This is a genomic window from Litchfieldella qijiaojingensis, from assembly GCF_014651875.1.
GTDB lineage: Bacteria > Pseudomonadota > Gammaproteobacteria > Pseudomonadales > Halomonadaceae > Litchfieldella > Litchfieldella qijiaojingensis.
The window spans coordinates 120,489-138,321 of the sequence record NZ_BMXS01000002.1 but is presented as its reverse complement, the minus strand read 5'-3'; the positions used below and the strand labels follow the sequence as shown (position 1 = coordinate 138,321).

The 17,833-nt window shown below is 61.8% G+C and carries 16 protein-coding genes; 14 read left to right on the top strand and 2 right to left on the bottom strand.

Translation table 11 applies throughout. The features are described 5' to 3' along the window. Positions 1 to 139: 139 nt before the first annotated feature. On the top strand, positions 140 to 1,381 hold the full coding sequence (locus tag IE093_RS03025; RefSeq protein WP_189466084.1) for a lipoprotein-releasing ABC transporter permease subunit: 1,242 nt from the start codon (positions 140 to 142) through the stop codon (positions 1,379 to 1,381). 42 nt (positions 1,382 to 1,423) lie between these two features. Next, the gene (locus IE093_RS03020) at positions 1,424 to 2,131 is read left to right on the top strand and encodes an ABC transporter ATP-binding protein (RefSeq protein WP_229803221.1); all 708 of its coding nucleotides are present in this window, start codon (positions 1,424 to 1,426) and stop codon (positions 2,129 to 2,131) included. 18 nt (positions 2,132 to 2,149) lie between these two features. Here IE093_RS03020 and IE093_RS03015 read toward each other — a convergent pair whose 3' ends face one another. Next, positions 2,150 to 2,695 (bottom strand): DUF2062 domain-containing protein, encoded by a 546-nt coding sequence (locus IE093_RS03015; RefSeq protein ID WP_189466080.1) that lies wholly within the window; start codon positions 2,693 to 2,695, stop codon positions 2,150 to 2,152. Between the two features lie 128 nt (positions 2,696 to 2,823). Here IE093_RS03015 and IE093_RS03010 point away from each other — a divergent pair, with 128 nt between their 5' ends. From IE093_RS03010 to murB, 9 genes are read left to right on the top strand one after another with little or no spacing between them, the layout of a single operon-like run. Continuing rightward, on the top strand, positions 2,824 to 5,112 hold the full coding sequence (locus IE093_RS03010) for a DNA internalization-related competence protein ComEC/Rec2 (protein ID WP_189466078.1): 2,289 nt from the start codon (positions 2,824 to 2,826) through the stop codon (positions 5,110 to 5,112). Positions 5,113 to 5,166: 54 nt separating this feature from the next. Beyond that, a complete protein-coding gene (locus tag IE093_RS03005; protein ID WP_189466077.1) occupies positions 5,167 to 5,853 on the top strand; it encodes a MotA/TolQ/ExbB proton channel family protein in 687 nt (228 codons plus the stop codon). After that, on the top strand, positions 5,850 to 6,278 hold the full coding sequence (locus tag IE093_RS03000) for an ExbD/TolR family protein (protein ID WP_189466075.1): 429 nt from the start codon (positions 5,850 to 5,852) through the stop codon (positions 6,276 to 6,278). Before IE093_RS03005 ends, IE093_RS03000 begins: the two co-directional genes overlap by 4 nt. A 5-nt stretch (positions 6,279 to 6,283) precedes the next feature. Then, a complete protein-coding gene (gene msbA / locus IE093_RS02995) occupies positions 6,284 to 8,020 on the top strand; it encodes a lipid A export permease/ATP-binding protein MsbA (RefSeq protein WP_189466459.1) in 1,737 nt (578 codons plus the stop codon). Continuing rightward, the gene (lpxK, locus tag IE093_RS02990; RefSeq protein WP_229803204.1) at positions 8,017 to 9,048 is read left to right on the top strand and encodes a tetraacyldisaccharide 4'-kinase; all 1,032 of its coding nucleotides are present in this window, start codon (positions 8,017 to 8,019) and stop codon (positions 9,046 to 9,048) included. Before msbA ends, lpxK begins: the two co-directional genes overlap by 4 nt. A 12-nt stretch (positions 9,049 to 9,060) precedes the next feature. Continuing rightward, complete coding sequence (locus tag IE093_RS02985; RefSeq protein ID WP_189466073.1) at positions 9,061 to 9,270, top strand: Trm112 family protein; 210 nt, start codon at positions 9,061 to 9,063, stop codon at positions 9,268 to 9,270. Further along, positions 9,263 to 10,054: a 3-deoxy-manno-octulosonate cytidylyltransferase gene (gene kdsB, locus IE093_RS02980; protein WP_189466071.1), complete on the top strand. Its 792-nt coding sequence runs from the start codon at positions 9,263 to 9,265 to the stop codon at positions 10,052 to 10,054. The genes IE093_RS02985 and kdsB overlap by 8 nt, the downstream gene beginning before the upstream one ends. Positions 10,055 to 10,057: 3 nt before the next feature. Next, positions 10,058 to 10,534, top strand: a complete 477-nt coding sequence (locus IE093_RS02975; protein WP_189466069.1) for a low molecular weight protein-tyrosine-phosphatase — start codon at positions 10,058 to 10,060, stop codon at positions 10,532 to 10,534. After that, positions 10,531 to 11,559: a UDP-N-acetylmuramate dehydrogenase gene (murB, locus tag IE093_RS02970; RefSeq protein WP_189466067.1), complete on the top strand. Its 1,029-nt coding sequence runs from the start codon at positions 10,531 to 10,533 to the stop codon at positions 11,557 to 11,559. Before IE093_RS02975 ends, murB begins: the two co-directional genes overlap by 4 nt. A gap of 82 nt (positions 11,560 to 11,641) precedes the next feature. On the opposite strand, the gene rne is transcribed toward murB, so the two are convergent. Next, on the bottom strand, positions 11,642 to 14,479 hold the full coding sequence (gene rne / locus IE093_RS02965) for a ribonuclease E (RefSeq protein ID WP_189466065.1): 2,838 nt from the start codon (positions 14,477 to 14,479) through the stop codon (positions 11,642 to 11,644). 588 nt (positions 14,480 to 15,067) lie between these two features. Here rne and rluC point away from each other — a divergent pair. From rluC to sppA, 3 genes are read left to right on the top strand one after another with little or no spacing between them, the layout of a single operon-like run. Next, a complete protein-coding gene (gene rluC, locus IE093_RS02960) occupies positions 15,068 to 16,015 on the top strand; it encodes a 23S rRNA pseudouridine(955/2504/2580) synthase RluC (protein WP_189466063.1) in 948 nt (315 codons plus the stop codon). A 20-nt stretch (positions 16,016 to 16,035) separates the two neighbouring features. Further along, complete coding sequence (locus IE093_RS02955; protein WP_189466061.1) at positions 16,036 to 16,686, top strand: HAD family hydrolase; 651 nt, start codon at positions 16,036 to 16,038, stop codon at positions 16,684 to 16,686. A 28-nt stretch (positions 16,687 to 16,714) separates the two neighbouring features. Further along, the gene (sppA, locus tag IE093_RS02950) at positions 16,715 to 17,809 is read left to right on the top strand and encodes a signal peptide peptidase SppA (RefSeq protein ID WP_189466059.1); all 1,095 of its coding nucleotides are present in this window, start codon (positions 16,715 to 16,717) and stop codon (positions 17,807 to 17,809) included. The last annotated feature ends 24 nt before the right edge of the window (positions 17,810 to 17,833 follow it).

Here is a 17,833-nt window from a genome sequence, read left to right as displayed (position 1 = left end):
TGTAGGGCCAGCACGTTGCCGTTGCAAGTACTGAATCGAGGTCCGCTAGTGGGGCGAAGTGGATGACATGCGGCATTCTCCGTGCAGCCCGATACGAAAAACCGTACCATGAGCGCCCGCAGACAAGGAACCGATCGCGATGCTCGACCGCCTGCCATTCTTGATTGGATTGCGTTACGTGCGCGCCAAGCGCCGTAATCACTTCATCTCCTTCATTTCTTTGACCTCCATGCTGGGCTTGATGCTTGGGGTGGCGGTGTTGATCCTGGTTCTCTCGGTGATGAATGGCTTCGACCATGAACTGCGCACCCGGGTACTGGGCATGGTGCCGCATGCCAAGATCGAGGCTCGTGGCGGGTTGACCGACTGGCAAGCCTTGGCAGGCCGCTTGGTTCAGCGTGAACGGGTGATCGGTGTGGCTCCTTATGTGGAGCAGCAGGGAATGTTCTCGGCCGGAGGGAACAACAAGGGTGCCATGGTCACGGGTGTCGACCCGGAGTACGAGAGCCAGGTATCGATCATCGGTAACCATATGCAACGGGGTAGTCTCGACGACCTGGTTCCCGGTGAATGGAACGTCGTGTTGGGCTCACTGCTGGCTCGTCAGTTAGGAGTCGGAGTGGGTGATCGTGTCACACTGTTGGTCCCGGAGGCCTCGATCACCCCAGGTGGTGTTTTCCCCCGACTCAAGCGCTTTACCGTGAGCGGCATCTTCAGCGTTGGCGCCGACCTCGACTCCAACCTCGCCTATGCCAATATCGAGGATATGCAGACCCTGGCTCGCCTGGGGGATGCCGTGGGCGGGCTGCGTCTGGAACTCGACGATCTGTTCGCCGCCAGTACCGAAACCCGGGCGATCGTCAATGATCTGGGACCCGGTTACCGTGGGTTCGATTGGACCTTTTCCCACGGTAACCTGTTCCAGGCAATCCAGATGGAAAAGCGCATGATCGCCTTGTTGTTGACAGTGATCATCGCTGTGGCGGCGTTCAATATCGTTTCGACCTTGGTGATGGTGGTCACCGACAAGCATGCCGATATCGCCATCCTGCGCACTATCGGCGCCACGCCTCGCTCGATCATGGGGATCTTTGTCGTCCAGGGACTGGCGATCGGGATTATCGGTATTCTGATCGGCGTGACAGCTGGCATCGGGCTGGCACTGACGATTTCTGAACTGATTCGTGGCGTTGAGTCGCTGTTCGGTATCCAGTTCCTTGATGCCAATGTGTACTTCATCAGTTATCTGCCGTCGCGACTGGAGTGGAGCGATGTCGGCAACATCGTGGCGGCAGCCTTCGGCCTGACGTTCCTGTCGACCCTGTATCCCGCTTGGCGTGCTGCACGCATCCAGCCGGCCGAAGTTCTGCGCTACGAGTGAGGTGTTGTCATGAACAAGGGAACCGAGATGCCATCTGTCGCAATGCCCGCCGATGACAAGCATTCGACGTCACCCGTCATGTTGTCTTGTCGGGGGTTGACCCGCGTTTACCGCGAAGGTCCCCAGGACGTCACGGTGTTGCATGACTTGGCGCTCGATGTCAGAGCCGGTGAGCGGGTCGCGGTAGTGGGCAGTTCAGGCTCGGGCAAGACGACCCTGCTCAATCTCTTGGGAGGGTTGGATCGCCCCAGTGCTGGTGAAGTACACGTGGCGGGACAGTCCCTGTCGGAACTCGACGAGGCGGCGATGGGGCGGTTTCGTAACCGGCATATTGGTTTCGTCTATCAGTTCCACCACTTGCTGGCCGAGTTCACGGCGCTGGAGAACGCCGCGCTGCCGTTGATCGTGCGCGGTCACAAGCGCAAGCCTGCGATGGCGAGGGCGCGCGAGATCCTGACGAGGGTCGGCATGGCCGAACGCAGCGAGCACAAGCCGGGAGAGCTGTCCGGCGGCGAGCGTCAACGGGTCGCGATCGCCCGCGCCCTGATCACCGATCCGAGCGTGGTGTTGATGGACGAACCCACCGGGAACCTCGATCAGAGCACTGCGGCAAGTATCCTGGCGTTGATGGACGAATTGGCGCGTGACAGTGCCTGTGCCTTCGTAGTGGTGACGCATGACCCGGCACTGGCTGCGCACCAGGATCGCATATTGCGCCTTGACGACGGGCGATTGACACCGTCGGAGTGATCGGCACGGCCAGGACGATCAAAGATCATCGACGGCCGATCGCCGGGCCTGTCGGCGCTTGAGGCGGCGGCGTTTCCAGCTTCTCGCAACATGCCAACGCCAGATCAGGCGGATGATCAGGTTGCCGGCAAGTCCCACTACTACTGCCGATACCAGTGAACCCAAGACCAGCACCGGCAGGATGTCGACCATCTGCTCGGCGATCCAGTGTGTCGACAGGTGCCCCGGTGCTTCTCGGGCCGGAGTGCTCAACAGCCAGGCACCGAGAAGATAATTCCCGTAGAAGATCACGGGCATGGTCAGCGGGTTGGTGATCCATACCAATCCCACCGACAACGGCAGGTTGCAGCGCAGCAGCCAGGCGCCGAAGGCCGCCACCACCATCTGAAAGGGGATCGGCAGCAGCGCACTGAATAAGCCGACCATAAAGGCATTTGCTACCGAGCGACGTGACAGCACCCACAACGATGGGTTGCCGATCAGGTGACCCACGACGCGCAAGGAGCGTTGGCGTTTGAGGGTGTCGGGATGGGGTAGATAGCGCTGAAAGAAACGGCGCGGCATGAAGTCGGCTCATCGATTCGTGATTCGGGCTATTATCCATACTAGTCGCGCCACTCGCCATGCTTGCGCAGGATGCCTCGGTGGTTCGCGGCGAGGATGGTTCTCACAAGGGATGCAGGAGCAAGGGAATGCAAGTGGGGCTGGCGATGCCTCTAGCCGTCGCCGCGTTAGTGGGGGCTGTTCTTGGCAGTCTGACGCTGCCTGGCGTGTTCGAGGCCTGGGCGCTGGCGCTGCTGTGTGCCTGCGCATCGCGGCAGCGCATCGCGCTATGGATGCTGCTGATGGCGGGATTGGTGGCGGGGCAAGTGTTGTCGGCGCGCCACGCACAGCTTCCACAAGGACTGTCCGGTGTGGATTTGCGAGTCGAGGGACGTGTCGTCTCGCTGGTCGATGAAGGCGACGAGCGCGTACGGCTCCGTATTGACGTGGAGCAATGCCAGCCTCTCGAGTCCCCCCGCTTGCCGTGCGAGCGCCTGCGCCAAGTTCGGGTCAGCGCCTTTTCTAGCGATGACTGGCGCGTGGATGAGCGCTGGGCACTGACCGTGCGACTGCGTCCGCCGCGTGGGTTCATGAATCCCCATACCTTCGACTACGAAACCTGGTTGTGGCGCGAGGGCATCGACGCTACTGGTTATGTGCGAACGGAGCCGGCAGCGGTGCGCCAGGCCGGGCCTCGATTCTCGCTGAGACGCATGGCACTGGCGCATTTGGATGAGCAACCATTGGAGGCCTCGACGCGTCGCTGGCTGGCGGCCCTGACATTGGGTGCCGGGGAGCGCCTGAGTGCCGACGACTGGGAGCTGCTCAATGCCAGCGGCACCACCCATCTGATGGTCATCTCCGGTTTGCATGTGGGGCTGGTGGCGTCCTTCGCATTGATATTGGCGCGGGGAGTGGCGCGACTGATCACGCCAGGTCGCTGGCGCATGGCGGTCTGGCCCTGGTGGGTGGCGGCGATGGCAAGTTTTGCCTATGCCTGGCTGGCTGGACTCGAGCCGCCCGCTATGCGTGCCGTGATCATGACTCTGGTCGGGCTGTGGGTGGCCAGTGGCCGTCACGCTCCTGGGGTTTGGCAGGGCTGGTGGCTAGCTCTGGCGCTGGTGGTGGCGAGCGACCCGTTGTCGGTGTGGCGACCAGGGCTGTGGCTTTCGTTTGTCGCCGTGGCCTTGTTGATCCTGATCTGGCAGCGACGTAAACGACCACAAGGGATAAGGGGATGGTGCTGGGCACTGTTGCGAACCCAAGGGCTCTTGGCGCCAATGATGGCGGCAGCGGTGCTATTGGCCTTCGAACGTGTGGCACCTGTAGCACCGTTGGTCAACTTGTTCGCGGTACCGTTGGTGAGCGTCCTGATGGTGCCCCTTGGACTGATCGGCTGGCTGTTGGTCGGCGTGCCCCCCTTGTCGCAGAACGGTTGGTGGTTGTTTGGGCAGTTAGCTCAAGGTCTTGTCACGCTGTTGGATCAGGCCGTGGCCGGGTTGCCGCTCTGGCAGCCGCCTGCCTGGCAAGTGCTGCCCATGGTGTTGGTGCTGGGGGCGGTTGCCATGCTGTGGGCCTTGCCGGGGTTGGCGCAAGGCCTGCGTGTCACGGGGACGGCGCTATTGGCAGCAATGCTATTCGCACTCGAACCGCCGGTGATTGCCGAGGGTGCGGTCCGTATACGCGTGCACGATGTGGGGCAGGGACAACTGATCGAGTTGCGTACCGCCAACCACCGATTGCTTTACGACACGGGGCCGCGCTTCCGTTCCGGCTTCATGCCCCTGACCACGTTGTGGTCATCCGGACAGACCTTCGATAGGGTTGTCGCCAGCCACGCCGATATCGACCACGCCGGCGGCGTACCGGCGCTAGCCGATCATCATGTAGGGCATTATCTGGCCCCAGCCGGTGAGGACATCGGCGTGCCTTTCATCTCGTGTCTGGCCGGTGAAGGCTGGCACTGGGATGGCGTAACGTTTCGCTTCCTGTGGCCGCCTTCCGAGGACAGCGGTGAATGGCCGAGTAATGACCGATCCTGCGTGCTGTTGGTCGAGGCCGGCGAGCAGCGCTTGTTGATCACCGGTGATGTGGGGGCTGAGGTCGAGCGACGCTTCTTGCGCCAGGTGTCGCATCCGTTGCAGGTGCTGGTAGCCGGTCATCATGGCAGCCGCACCAGTTCAGGGCCGCAATTGGTGGCGGAGCTCGCGCCACGCCATGTGATCTTCAGCGCCGGTCGTGACAATGCCTTCGGCCATCCTCACGACGAGGTCATCAGGCGCTTTCGCCGTCACCAAAGCTGTCTATGGAATACCGCCCTGGATGGGGCCGTGACACTGTGGTTGGGTGGCGCCGATGGTCCGCTGGTCACCGGTATGCGAGGGCAACCGGGCAGCGGTGTCGAAGGCCTCTGTCATGAGGTAAAATCGCACCCTTGATTCGGGAGAGACGTTTCACCGCCCGATGCCTTGAGCCTGGAGGAAGAGCTTCGAATGAATGTGCTCGACGCCCTGGTCGCTGGTGGCTGGTTGATGATACCGCTGTTGGGCTGTTCGCTGGTGGCTACGGTGATCGTCATCGAACGGCTGTGGACGCTGCGAGCCCAGCGCATCGCACCCTTGGGATTGGGGCAGGAGGTCTGCACGCTGATTGCCAAAGGCCAGGTCAATCTTCATTGGCTGGAGAGTCATTCGCCACTGGGTAGCGTACTGGCTGCGGGCTTGCGCAACGCGCGGCTCGGTCACGAGCAAGTGCGGGCCCGTTTGCAAGAGGCTGCCATGGCGGTGATCCATGATATGGAGCGATTCTTGAACCCCCTGGGGACCATCGCCGCCATAACCCCCTTGATCGGTCTGTTGGGGACTGTGGTCGGCATGATCGAAGTCTTTTCGGTGATCGTCGCCACCGATGGAGTCGAGCGCACCGCCGATCTAGCCGGGGGGATCTCGCGAGCGCTGGTGACCACTGCCACCGGTCTCACTGTCGCCATTCCGGCGCTTATGTTCCATCGTTACTTCCAGCGTCGCGTGGAGGACATTACTGTGCGCATGGAGGAGCAGGCCGGACTGCTGGTCGAGTTCCTGGCCCACCACCAGGGGGAGCTGACGCTTGCCGAGCGCCATGAGGGTGAACGGCACGATGCCGAGGGGCATCGCGAGCCGCGGGTGGGGCGCCTGTGAGATTTCCGCGGCGACGCCGCGATCCGGTGGAGGTCAACCTCACACCGCTGATCGACGTCGTCTTTCTGTTGTTGATTTTCTTCATGGTCTCGACCACTTTCGATACTCGCCAGGCGCTCGAACTGGTGTTGCCCGAGAGCACGGCCGGCGCTTCTCTTGAAGCCGCGCCGGTGACCTTGGTGGTCGACGCCGAAGGCGGTTATCGCCTGGGCGACGAGCGCGTGCCGGCCAACGAACTGAAAGCGGTGCTGGCCGAGCGGGTCGGGGAAGCGCGTGAGCATGGCCTGATCGTCGAGGCCGATGGCCGTGCACGACATGCCGCCGTGGTCAAGGCCTTGGATCATGCCGCGGCCTTGGGGATCTCGCGTGTGCGTATTGCCACTCGCGAGTATGAGAACTCATTCATTCAAGCGGAGTCACCGTGACACAAATGTCGACGTCAGGCTGGTCCCTCTATATGCGCCTGTTGGGCTACGTCAGGCCGCATTGGAAGTCCTTCCTGCTGGCCGTGCTGGGGTATGGCATCTATGCGGCATCCAGTACGGCCCTGGCGGAGATGATGAAGCGGCTGATCGACGGGATTCAGGATCCCGATGCTGCTTTTCGCGTGTTCCTGCCGCTGTTCGTGGTCGGCATGTTTGCCACTCGTGGCGCGGGCACCTTCCTTGGTACCTACTTCATGAGTAATGTGGCTCGTAACGTGGTGCATGCCCTGCGCTGTGATGTGTTCGGTCATATGTTGCATTTGCCTGGCCGCTTTTTCGACTCCCACTCCAGTGGCCATCTGATCTCACGGGTGACCTATCATGTCGAGCAGGTCACGGGGGCGGCGACCAATGCCATCACCATTCTGTTGCGTGAGGGGTTGTTCGTGATCGGCTTGGTCGTCTATTTGCTGTGGACCAACTGGCTGTTGACACTGTTGTTTCTTGGCGTGACCCCCTTGATCGGCGGGGTGGTCAGTTATGCCAGCAAGCGATTTCGGCGCATCTCGCAACGCATCCAGCACTCCATGGGGGATGTCACCCATGTGGCCTCGGAGGCCTTGTCCGGATACCGCGTGGTGCGTACCCATGGCGCAGAAGACTACGAAAAGCGTCGCTTCGCGAGCGCTAGCGAATACAACCGCCAGCAAAGCATGAAGGAAGCCTTGACCAAGGCCACCAGTACGCCGGTGATCCAGCTCTTGGTGGCGCTGGCGCTGGCGATATTGGTTTGGTTTGCGATGTCACCGGCTTTGATGGCCAGCATGACGCCAGGCGAATTCGTGGCTTTCATCACCGCGGCTTCGCTGTTGGCCAAGCCTGTTCGCCAGCTTACCGAGGTCAACAGTTCCATCCAGAAGGGAATCGCGGCTTCAGGTGAACTGTTTGGCTTGCTCGAAGAGCCCTTGGAACCCGATGAAGGAACTCGTGAGCCGCCACGCTTCGCCGGAAAGGTTCGCTTCGAGGGGGTGCGCTTCGCTTATGGCGAGGAGCAGCCTGAAGTGCTTAAGGGGATCGACCTCGAGGTCGCCCAAGGAGAGATGGTCGCCATCGTCGGGCGCTCGGGAAGCGGAAAATCGACCTTCGTCAGCCTGTTGCCGCGTTTCTACCGTCCGACTGCGGGGCGGATTCTCATCGATGAGGTTCCTATCGAAGAGTATCGGCTGCCTCCCTTGCGCCGTCAGATTGCCCTGGTCTCGCAGCAAGTCACGCTGTTCAATGCCAGTATCGCCGACAATATTTCCTATGGCATGTCAGGTGCGAGCCGGGAAGAGATCATAGCCGCGGCAAGCGCCGCCTATGCCGATGAGTTCATCGCACGCCTGCCAGCGGGCTACGACACCGTAGTCGGCGAGAATGGGGTAATGCTCTCGGGAGGGCAGCGTCAGCGTCTGGCCATCGCCCGGGCCATCTTCAAGGATGCGCCGATCCTGATTCTCGATGAGGCTACCTCGGCGTTGGATACCGAGTCGGAGCGCTATATTCAGAGAGCGTTGGAAAGGGTTTGTCGTGACCGTACCACCTTCGTCATCGCTCACCGCTTGTCGACCGTCGAACGTGCGGATCGCATTTTGGTGATGGAGCAAGGGGAAATCATCGAACGCGGAAGTCATGCCGAGTTGCTGGCACAGGACGGTGCCTATGCAGCGTTATACCGTTTGCAGTTCCAGGAGACAGCGTGAAGGCGGCCCTGAGTTCGCGCCTGCTGTCGGCTTGGTATCGAGACGCCGCCTGGCTCAAGGGGTTGGTTCCACTGGAGTGGCTGTATCAAAGCCTGGTTGCGGCGCGTGCGCGTGCCTATGCCACAGGGCGCAAGCCGGTGTGGCGGGCACCGGTACCGGTGATCGTGGTCGGTAATATCACCCTCGGTGGGACCGGCAAGTCGCCGCTGGTGGCTTGGTTGGCGCGCTGGCTCGTCGAGCGAGGGTTGCGCCCGGGTATCCTGTCACGTGGCTATGGTGGTCGAAGCGAGGCCTATCCTTTGCGGGTGAGCCCCGACACACCGGTTGCCGAGTGCGGAGATGAGCCCTTGATGCTGGCAGGTCAGACCGGCGTGCCGGTGGTGGTCGATCCCTTGCGCCCGCGGGGCGCCCGTCGCCTGCTTGAAGAAGGCTGCGATATCCTGATCAGTGACGATGGGCTGCAGCATCTGGCCTTGGGGCGGGATATCGAACTGGTGGTGGTGGATGGCGAGCGAGGTTTCGGCAATGCGCGTTGCCTGCCTGCCGGTCCGCTGCGCGAGCCCATGTCGCGCCTGGCCGGTTGCGATGCCTTGATCGTCAACGGTCGGCCGCGCCGGGCGATACCCCAGCCACATTATGAAATGCGGCTGGAGCCTCGTTATTGGCGCCGGCTCGACGATGACTCCCGGGTGTCGATCGATACTCATCCCCTTACCGGACGAGTGCATGCTGTCGCCGGTATCGGGAATCCCGAGCGTTTCTTCGCCACCCTGGCGGATTTGGGACTAGAGGTCGAACCACATCCGTTCGCCGATCATCATGATTACAAGGCGGGCGACCTGGCCTTTGGCGATGATCGGCCGGTGGTGATGACTGCCAAGGATGCGGTGAAGTGTCGTAGTTTCGCCGATGCTCGTTGTTGGGCGCTGGATGTGGAGGCGTGCCCCGGTCGAGAGTTCATCGACTGGCTGGAACGGCGTCTCGAGTGCTTGATGGAAGTATCCTCGAACACAAAGATTCCCGAGTAGGTAGAGATGACAATGGATAAGGAACTGCTGGCCATGCTGGTTTGCCCGCTGTGCCAGGGTAAGCTGAAGTACGATCGCGATCGTGGTGAACTCAAGTGCCACTTCGACGGCCTGGCCTTCCCCATACGTGATGGCATCCCGGTGATGTTGGAAGAGGAGGCTCGGGTCATGGACGTCGACGAGAAGCTGGGCAAGACGCCAGGGGCTCCCGAGCATGAGTGATTTCATCGCCGTGATCCCCGCGCGTTATGCGTCCAGCCGCCTGCCGGGCAAGCCGTTGCTCGATATCGGTGGTGAGCCGATGGTGGTCAAGGTCTGGCGTCAGGCCAAACAGAGCCGAGCCTCGCGCGTCGTCGTGGCGACCGATGACGAACGTATCCATGACGTCATCGCCGAGGCTGGCGGCGAGGTGTTGATGACCCGGGCAGACCATCTCACCGGCACCGATCGACTGAGTGAAGTGGCCGAGTCGCTGGCGCTGACCGAGGAGGCAATCCTGGTCAACGTTCAGGGCGATGAGCCCTTGTTACCGCCAGTACTGATCGATCAAGTCGCCGAGTGCCTTGCCGAGGACCCCGACGCCTCGATCGCGACTCTGGCTGAACCGATCATGGATGCCGAGGCACTGTTCAGCCCACACGTTGTCAAGGTGGTGCGTGACTTATCCGGTCGTGCCCTATATTTCTCGCGGGCGCCCGTGCCATGGCATCGAGAGGAGTGGGGAGACGGTCCCTTGACCGGGCATTCTGGGCCTCTTGCGCAGGATGTCTGGCTGCGCCATATCGGTCTGTACGCTTATCGAGCCGGTTTCCTGGCGGCCTATCGTGGTTGGTCACCGGCGCCGCTGGAGCGTCTCGAGCAACTCGAGCAGTTGCGTGCTCTGCAGCAGGGGCATCGCATTCAGGTGGGGTTGGCCTGCCAGGCACATCCGGCCGGTGTCGATACTCCCGAGGACCTGGTGCGGGTCAGAGCATTGTTCAGTGCGGATCACGACGGGGAGCGATAAGCGATGCGTGTTCTCTTGGTTTGTCTGGGCAACATCTGCCGTTCTCCCACCGCCGAGGGTATCTTGCGTCACAAGCTCGAGCAGGCCGGGTTGGCGACTCGTGTCGAGGTGGATTCCTGCGGGACCGGTGGCTGGCATATCGGCAAGGCTCCGGATCGTCGCGCCATGGCTGCGGCGGCGCGGCGTGGCTTCGACCTGAGCGGCTTGCGTGCACGGCAGCTCGAGGTCGATGACTTCTATCGCTTCGACTATCTGCTGGCCATGGACCGAGACAACCTTTTAGTGCTTGAGGCGTGGTGCCCACCGGACTGTCGGGCGCATATCGGACTCTTCCTCGACTTCGCTGGCTACGAGAACAAGGAGGTGCCTGATCCCTATTTCGGGGGCAAGCAAGGATTCGAGAAGGTGTTGGATCTGGTCGAAGCGGGAGCCGAGGGGTTGATCGACGAGTTGCGTCGTCGCTTGGAGGCCACGTCTTGAGTCTCGAGATACATCGGGATCGCGATCTGACGCGAGCCAATACGCTGGGCCTGCCTAGCCGAGCGGTTCACTTCGTGGCTCCTGCCAGCCAAGGCGAACTGATGTCGGTGGTGACGATGGCGCGCGAACGCCAATGGCCACTGACACTGCTGGGAGGGGGCAGCAATCTGATCCTCGGCGAATGCCTGAAGGGATTGGTGGTGCAGCCGGCCTTCACCGGTTGGTGGCTGGAGCAGGGACCTGCCGGTTCGGTACGCGTTCATGTCGAGGCTGGCATGGAGTGGCACGCGTTGGTCATGGCTTTGGTCGAACGCGACCTGTGGGGTATCGAGAATCTGGCCTTGATCCCCGGTCACTGCGGCGCGGCACCGATCCAGAACATCGGTGCCTACGGTGTCGAATTGGCCGAGGTACTGGAAGCCGTACACTTGGTGTACCTCGACGATGGACGCGAGGCCGTGCTGGGGAGCGCCGACTGTGCCTTTGGCTATCGCGACAGCATCTTCAAGGGAGAGTTGGACGGTCGAGTGGCAATCACCAAGCTGGTATTACAGCTTTCGCGTCGCTCGTGCCCGCGGCTGGACTATGGCGATCTAGCCAGGCGCGTGGGACCGGCGCCGTCGGCCCGCGAGGTTGCCGAAGCCGTGATCAGTATCAGGCGCGAAAAACTCCCCGACCCCTCGCAACTCGGCAATGCCGGAAGCTTCTTCAAGAATCCGGTGGCGACGACGGTACAGGCGCGGGCATTATTGTCTCGTTACCCCGATATGCCGCACTTTCCACTGCCGGATGGACGTGTCAAGTTAGCGGCGGGCTGGCTGATCGACCAATGTGGGCTCAAAGGATATCGCGAGGGTGCCTTCGGCGTTCACGATCGGCAGGCACTGGTGCTGGTTCATCATGGCGACGGGAATGCTCGCGAACTGCTGGCCTTTTCCAATGCTATCGCTATGCGGGTGTGGCAACGTTTCGGAGTGAGTCTCGAACGCGAGCCGCGCCTGATAGGGTTGGCCGATACCGCTTGATGGCAGTGGGAACAGGCCGTAAAAGGAAAACGCCCACCGCATTGCGGTGGGCGTTTTCGGTAGTACTCGGGAAGACTCGCTTTTACTTGCTGTCGTCGGCCTTGGCCTGAGCTTGTTGCTCGCGACGGCGGATTTCCCGAGGGTCGTTGTGTGCCCGGCGACGACGGCGGGTTGCAGGCTTGGTCTCTTCCACCTTGGCTTCTGCTTCGGTCTTGGGCTCGCTGACCTTGGCTTCGGACTTGGGCTCAGTGGCCTTGGCTTCGGGCTTGGCCTCGGCCTCAGTGGCCTTGGCTTCGGGCTTGGCCTCGGCCTTGGGCTCAGTCGCCTTGGCTTCGGGCTTGGCCTCGGCCTTGGGCTCAGTCGCCTTGGTTTCGGCCTTGGGCTCGCTGGGCTTGGCTTCGGCCTTGGGCTCGCTGGGCTTGGCTTCGGCCTTGGCCTCGGCCTTGGGCTCAGTGGCTTTGGCTTCGGGCTTGGCCTCGCTGGGCTTGGCTTCCGGCTTGGCCTCGCTGGGCTTGGCTTCCGGCTTGGCCTCGGTCTTGGGCTCAGTGGCTTTGGCTTCGGGCTTGGCCTCAGCCTTGGGCGCGCTGACCTTGGCTTCGGGTTTGGCCTCGCTGGCTTTGGCTTCCGACTTGGCCTCGGTAGCCTTGGTAGCTGGTACGGCCTCTTGCTTTGCCGCCTCAGCCTGCAAGCGTTCCTGCTCGGCCTTGGCTTCAGGGTTCAGTGCGTGCTTGCGAGTGCGCTGACGTGGATTGTTGCGAGTCCGCTTGGGCTTGCTGTCTTCGCTGACCTTGTCAGCTTCCTTGCCCTTGGGGGTATCGTCGGCGGGAGCCTTGTCGACTTGGGCTGGTTCCTGTTGACGAGTCTCCTGTGCACGCTGACTGTCGTCGCCGGTGCGTGCACGACCGCGACCGCGTTGGCCACGACCATCCGCCTGCTTGCGATCGGCCTCGCCACGGTTGTCGGCCTTGGTATCGGCCGGTTTGGTGTCGCGTGCCTCGCCGCGCGCCGTTTCCTGGCGCTGACCACGGGGTTGGCGGGCTTCCTCACGGCTGTCGCCGCGCCCGCGACGGCTGCTTCCGCCGTTACGCCCGCCACGCCCGCTGCGGGTGTCACTCTCCTGACGACGAGCACTACTGGGACGAGGCTGAGGCTCCTGCTCCTCGGCTGAACGAGTTGCCTGGGTGTCATCGGCACCACCCAGCAGTCGGGCAATCCCCTTGACCAGGCGAGCCAAAGTCCCTTCGCCTTGGGGGGCTCCGGCTGTGACCTTGCTTTCAGTGGGAGCAACTTCCTCTTGCTGCAACGAGGCGGGGGCAGGGGCATTATGGACCACGCTCTTGACCGCCGCTTCGGCACGTTGCGCGGGTTTTTCGAAGCTGGTATCGGGTTCCTTGCCGATCTCGGTATCGGTGGACAACTCGAAGCTCGATTTTTCGGTGTCCTCTTCGTCGAGATGGTCGGCTCGCAGGCGCTGAACATCGTAGTGCGGCGTGTCCATTTCCGGACTGGGCAAAATCACCACCCGGACGCCCTGGCGACGTTCGATCTCGGCAAGCACACTACGCTTCTCGTTGAGCAGGTAAGTGGCCACCGGCACTGGCAGGATGGCGCGAATCTGGGCGCTGCGCTCCTTCATCGCCTCTTCTTCGATCAGGCGCATGACCGATAGCGATAGCGAGCGCACATCGCGGATGGTGCCTTGGCCGACACAACGGGGGCAGACCACGCCGCTGGTTTCACCCAGCGAGGGGCGCAGGCGCTGGCGTGACATTTCCATCAAGCCAAAGCGCGAGATGCGGCCAATCTGCACTCGCGCCCGGTCGAGTTTGAGCGCATCACGCATGCGATTCTCGACTTCGCGTTGGTTGCGCGCCGGGCTCATGTCGATGAAGTCGATGACCACTAGACCGCCGATATCGCGCAGGCGAAGCTGGCGAGCGATTTCGTCTGCGGCTTCCAGGTTGGTCTGCAGTGCGGTCTCCTCGATGTCGCTGCCGCGGGTGGCACGAGCCGAGTTGATATCGATGGAAACCAGGGCCTCGGTGTGGTCGATGACGATGGAGCCACCGGAGGGCAGTTTGACTTCGCGCTGATAGGCAGTCTCGATCTGCGACTCGATCTGGAAGCGCGAGAACAGCGGGACCTCATCGGCGTAGAGTTTGATCTTCTGTTGATACGACGGCATCACCTGGCGAATGAAGGTCAAGGCCTCCTGATGGACCTCGGGGCTGTCGATCAGAACCTCGCCGATATCCTGGCGCAGATAATCGCGCATGGCGCGGATGATGACGTTGGATTCGCGATAGATCAGGAAAGGCGCGGGGCGCTTGCCGGCCTCCTCGGTGATCGACTCCCAGACCTGTACCAGGTAGTCGAGATCCCACTGCAGCTCTTCGGGGCTTCGACCGATACCTGCCGTGCGTACGATCACGCCCATCTTGTCGGGCAGGGTCAGCTGTCCCATGGCCTCCTTGAGCTGGGCGCGCTCCTCACCCTCGATGCGGCGCGAAATACCGCCAGCCCGAGGGTTGTTGGGCATCAACACCAGGAAACGACCGGCCAGGCTAATGAAGGTGGTCAACGCGGCTCCCTTGTTACCACGTTCCTCCTTGTCGACCTGAATGATGACTTCCTGGCCCTCCTTGAGGACTTCCTTGATGTTGGGGCGACCACCGGGATCCTTGGTGAAATATTCTCGGGAGATTTCCTTCAGTGGCAGGAATCCGTGACGGTCGGCACCGAAATCGACGAAAGCGGCTTCCAGGGAAGGTTCGACGCGGGTGATCTTGCCGCGATAGATATTGGCTTTCTTCTGTTCCCGGGCACCGGATTCGATGTCCAGGTCATACAGACGTTGTCCATCGACCAGCGCGACGCGCAGCTCTTCGGGCTGGGTCGCATTGATGAGCATCCGTTTCATGTTGTCTCGCTAACTGAATCGCGCCGGAAGGCGGGCAGTGCGCGTCGACGAAGGCGAACCTCTGGTGCTGCGTGCTTGTGCTCAGCGCATGTCGCGGATGCGGTACAGCGCCCGACCATGACCGTATGGCACTGGGGCGTCGCGGTCATGACATGATCATGTTGAGTACGCGGCGGTGGCAGGACATGTTTCGGTGGGCACGATTAGGCCCATCCGGCCCTGCGGTCAACCGCCAGACACCTGGCATTCATCGATTCGCCAACGCCGGCCTCCGGCACGGTGTTGAAAGTCCCCGTGGCCTGCGGGCCGTCCGGCATCATGCGGATCGGACCGGGGTCCGGGCGTGGCGTTCTCTCTTGTATCGCTTTACTTGCTGCTGGCGCCGTGACGAGCCCATGGTTCGTCGTGGCAGCCTTATTCGTCGCTCTGGCCTGCGTGTCAGCCGTGCAGGCGCATTTTCCGGGCACTTGTTGCCCATTTGAGCGAGCTGGAAATATAACAGCAATAGGGAGAAGCAGCAATTGGCGCAGATCTTGCCTTCGTGAGGTAGAATGCGCCCTTTGCAGGTTCGTCGTATGAGGAGCGGGCATGGCCGAAGGGCATGACGTACAATGGGTCGAGGTTTCAGAAGGGCAGGACGGCCAGCGCATCGACAATTTCCTGCGCACGCGCTTGAAGGGCGCGCCCAAGTCATTGATCTATCGGATCGTGCGCAAGGGTGAGGTGCGAGTCAACAAGAAGCGCGTCAAAGCCGACTACCGGCTTGCCGTTGGCGATCTGGTGCGTATTCCGCCCTTGCGCTTGGCGCCCGAGGAAGCGGTACGCGAAGTCAGCGACAACCTGCGTAACCTGCTGGTCGGCAGTGTACTCCTCGAAGGCCCCGATTGGCTGGTGGTCAACAAGCCGTCGGGACTGGCGGTGCACGGTGGTAGCGGCGTCAAGATCGGCCTGATCGAAGCGCTGCGTCAAGTGCGTGAGGATCTCGACTTCCTCGAGCTGGTGCACCGGCTCGATCGCGACACCTCGGGCTGCCTGCTGTTGGCCAAGACACGGCCTGCGCTGCTGACACTCAACGATGCTCTCAAGCGGCATCAGATGCAGAAGCAGTATCTGGCACTGGTGGCGGGGCGCTGGCCGGCTCGGCGTGATTATGTCAGTGCCCGGCTCGAGCGTTATGAGGCCGGCAACGGCGAGCGTCGAGTACGAGTCGACTCGCAAGGCAAGGTGGCAAAAACCCGCTTCGCGGTACGCGAGACCTTCGTGGGCGCTACCCTGGTGGAAGCCGAGCCTGTGACCGGCCGGACCCATCAGATCCGCGTGCATGCCGCCCATGCTGGTCACCCGCTGTTGGGCGATGACAAGTATGGATCCTGGGAAGCGCAGCGGTTGGCCGGACGCTTCGGGTTGTCGCGGCTGTTCCTGCATGCCGTGGCGCTGACCTTTCCCGAACCCACCAGCGGTCGTCCGGTCCATATCAAAGCACCGTTGGGAGACGAATTGAACGAAGTGCTAGCCAGGGCTCGCCAGCAGTTCTGACGCCTGGATCTGGAGAAGCAATGCGTTATCGACTGGTGATCTTCGATTGGGACGGAACCCTGATGGACTCCGAGTCGCGGATAGTGACATGCATGCAGGCGGCGGCTCGCGACGTGGGCTGGGGTGAGCTGAGTCGCGAGAGCGTCCGCGATATCATCGGCCTTGGGTTGCCCGAAGCCATCGCTCGCTTGTGCCCAGGGATCGCCGACGATCAGGCGCGCATGTTGCGTGAGCGATACGCCCATCATTTCGTGTCCGCCGATCAGCAACCGATGTCCTTTTTCCCCGGCGTCGAGGCAGGAGTCGCACGGCTGCGTCAGAATCCTGACATCCGCTTGGCGGTGGCAACAGGCAAGAGTCGCCGCGGTCTCGAGCGGGTATTTGCAGCCAATGGCAGTGGTGACTGGTTTCATGCAAGTCGCACCGCCGACGAGACGCGCTCGAAGCCGCATCCACAAATGCTCGAGGAACTCCTCGCAGAACTCGACGTCGAGGTTGGCGAGGCCGTGATGGTGGGCGACACCGAATACGACCTGGACATGGCCCGCGCCTTGGGCATGGACCGGGCGGCCGTGACCTATGGTGTGCACACGGTCGAGCGCTTGGAGCGAAGCCAACCGGTTTTCGTTGCCGGCAGCTTTGCCGAGTTGATCGACTGGTTGCACCAATGACTTGATTCCACTGCCAGGTAGGATGCCGATGAGTGACGACAAGCATCGTGACGATCACGACAAATGGACGCAAGGCCCTGAGTTGAGCGCCGAGGAGGCTCAGCGCCGGCGTGAGGCGCAGGCCACTGGTGGTCGCGATGAACATGCTGGCGAGGATGCCGAGACGCTTCGTGAGCGCCAGCGTCTGGCGCAACTCGCCATGATGGATCGCTGGATCGATGGCGTGCTCGCCGAGCAGCGTCGATCACGGCGCTGGAAACTGTTTTTCCGTTTCTTGTTCGCGGCCTTGATCCTGGGTGGGCTGGTCATGACCGGCTATGGCCTGTATTCGGCTGCCCAGCCGTCGATTCCTTCAGCGCCGCATCTCGGAATAGTGAAGGTAGAGGGCGCGATCGACAGCAAGTCGCCAGCCAATGCCGAACGTATCATCGAAGGACTGAAACGAGCCTGGGAGAGCGATAGCGCCCGTGCCGTGGTATTGCATATCAATAGTCCCGGCGGTAGCCCGGTACAGTCGCAACGTATCTATCAGGAGATCATGCGGCTGCGTGATGAAGGTGACAAGCCAATCATCGCGGTTATCGAGGACATCGGCGCCAGCGGTGCCTACTACATCGCTTCGGCCGCCGACGAGATCGTTACCTCGCCTTCGAGCCTGGTGGGTTCGATCGGTGTCATCTTTGCCAGTTTCGGCCTGGAGGAAGCCATCGAGCGCCTGGGGGTGGAGCGGCGCATCTTCGCTGCCGGCGACAACAAGGCGTTCCTCGATCCGTTCTCATCGATTGCGCCGCAGCAACGCGAGTTCTGGCAAGAGGTGTTGGATACCACTCACCGCCAGTTCATCGACGCGGTGAAAGAAGGGCGAGGCGAACGCCTGGCCAATGACGAACGCTTGTTCTCCGGTTTGATCTGGACCGGTGAGCAAGCCGTCGAGCTGGGATTGGTCGATGGTCTCAATAGCCTGGATGGGGTGGCACGCGAGCGATTGGAAGAGCCGCGACTGCGTGACTATACGCCACCCCTCGATCCCTTCGAGCGTTTGACGCGCCGGTTCGGACGAGTCACTGCTGAGTGGTTGGGCATCCCCAGTAGCCAGTCGCCGGTGCGTTATCAAGCCTATTAGCGATTGCTGAGTACGGCCTATTAA